Origin of the sequence: Agrococcus sp. HG114 (assembly GCF_024723325.1) — a bacterium.
Lineage (GTDB): Bacteria > Actinomycetota > Actinomycetes > Actinomycetales > Microbacteriaceae > Agrococcus.
This window is the reverse complement of record NZ_JANQCH010000209.1, coordinates 1-1,834: the sequence shown is the minus strand read 5'-3', so window position 1 is coordinate 1,834 and position 1,834 is coordinate 1. Positions and strand designations below refer to the sequence as shown.

The 1,834-nt window shown below is 75.1% G+C and carries 2 protein-coding genes and 1 pseudogene; 2 read left to right on the top strand and 1 reads right to left on the bottom strand.

All coding sequences use genetic code 11. The features are described 5' to 3' along the window. A pseudogene (locus tag NWP09_RS12715) lies at positions 1-964 on the bottom strand (bifunctional 3'-5' exonuclease/DNA polymerase); the annotation flags it as partial. A gap of 74 nt (positions 965-1,038) precedes the next feature. Here NWP09_RS12715 and NWP09_RS12710 point away from each other — a divergent pair. After that, entirely contained in the window at positions 1,039-1,545 is a 507-nt protein-coding gene (locus NWP09_RS12710) for an HNH endonuclease (protein ID WP_258275864.1), read from the top strand. An 88-nt stretch (positions 1,546-1,633) separates the two neighbouring features. Further along, positions 1,634-1,834 (top strand): hypothetical protein (locus tag NWP09_RS12705; protein WP_258275863.1); only part of this gene is annotated, 201 nt, incomplete at its 3' end.

Genomic DNA, 1,834 nt, shown 5'->3' with positions numbered 1-1,834 from the left:
GCTCGAGCTGCGCCGCGTCGGCGACGACGAGCCGCATGCCGGGCTCCGCCGCCACCGCGCCGCGGATCTGCCGCGCGATCTGCATCGCGCCTGAGCCCTCGGTCGCCCACCGGCCCGTGACGACGCCGCCCGGCACGTACTCGATGCCGAGGCGCGTGCGCCCCCGCGCATCCTCCCGCGCCCAGCGCTGCGCCCACGCCCAGCCGTTCGCGGTGTGCAGCCGCGCGAGGCGCTTGTACTCGAGCAGCGGCCGGATCGCGGGGTGGTCGAGCTCGCGCAGCTCCCAGCGCGCCGTCGAGGCGACGTCGAGCCCCGCCCGGCGCAGCGCGCGCAGCACCTCGTGCGGCGAATCGGGGTTGAGGGCGGGCTCGCCGAGCGCGGCGCGCACCTCTCCCGCGAGCGCCTCCATGCGCCGGGGCCTGCCCGCGGTGCGCGGACCGAGCGCCTCGGTGAGCAGCGCGTCGTGGCGCGCGGTGTCGAACGGCAGGCCCTCGCGGCCGAGCTCGACCGCGACGACGGCGCCCATCGACTCGGCGGCCGCGAGCATCGCGAGCCCCGGATCGCCGCCGATCGCCGCCTCCTGCAGCGCGAGCTGCTCCGCGACCGACGCGAGCGGCTCGGCCTCGGCCGCGAGCGAGAAGAGCGCCTCGGGCTCCGATCGCAGCGGCCTCGTCCAGCGCTCGTCGGCGGGCAGCGAGCGCGCGTCGACGAGGATGCGGTGCACGAGCCGGAGATCGCGCGCCCGCTCGATCCGGATCCCGGCGTCGAGCAGCGCCGGCGCGACCGCGCGCGCGTCCTGCCAGACGAGGCGCACGCCGGAGGCCCCCAGCCGCTCGTCGTCGGCGACCCGCGCCGCGTCGTGGACCCGCGCATCCGCCACCGCGCCGCTGCTCGGCCCGTCGGCGCCCACGACCGCCACCGCGATGCGCGCGCCGCGCTCGAGCGGCACGACCGCGAGATCCATGCCTGCACGCTAGTCGGCGCGTCCGACATGCGCGCAGGTGCCCGCGTGCGGCACGATGGGTGCGGAGATCCGCGATGACAGCGCAAGTGGTGGTGCTCAACGCGACGCTCGAGCCCATCGGCGTCGCCTCGCTGCAGCGCGCGGTCGCGTTCATCGTGAAGGAGCGGGCGCAGATCGTGCTCGCCGCCGACGGCACGATCCGCTCGAACTCGCTCGAGCTTCCGGTGCCGCGCGTCGTCGTGTTCAACGACTACGTGCAGATCCCCCACACGCGCCTCTACGACCGGATGCCGTGGAGCCGCCGCGGGGTGCTCGACCGCGACGGGCGCCGGTGCGCGTACTGCGAAGGGCCCGGCGCGACGATCGACCACATCCAGCCGACCTCCCGCGGCGGCGAGTCGACGTGGCTCAACACGATCACCGCGTGCGTGCAGTGCAACGGGGCGAAGGGCGACCGCACGCCCTCGGAGGCCGGGATGCCGCTGCGCTTCGAGCCGCGCGTCGTGTGGCGCCGCGAGGTGATGCTCCTCGCGGTGCAGGCGGCCGGCGTGGATCTCGCGGAGCTCGGCCTGACGCAGTGACCCGGGCGCGCGCCACTATGCTGGGTCGAAGTGTCGCCGCAACGTACCTGCGGCGTGCCCGCGAGAATCGGAAGAGGCGATCGATACCGTGTCCAGCCCTGCGGACGACAGCGATTTCGGAGCGAACGAGTGGCTCGTCGAGGAGCAGTACCAGCTCTTCGCGAAGGACAGGAGCTCCGTCGCCCAGTCTTGGTGGCCGATCCTGGAGCGCTACGCCGCCCAGCGCGCCTCGGGCGAGGCTGAGACGAGCATGAGCGAGGCGCGGAAGACGGCGGTCGCAGCGCCCGCC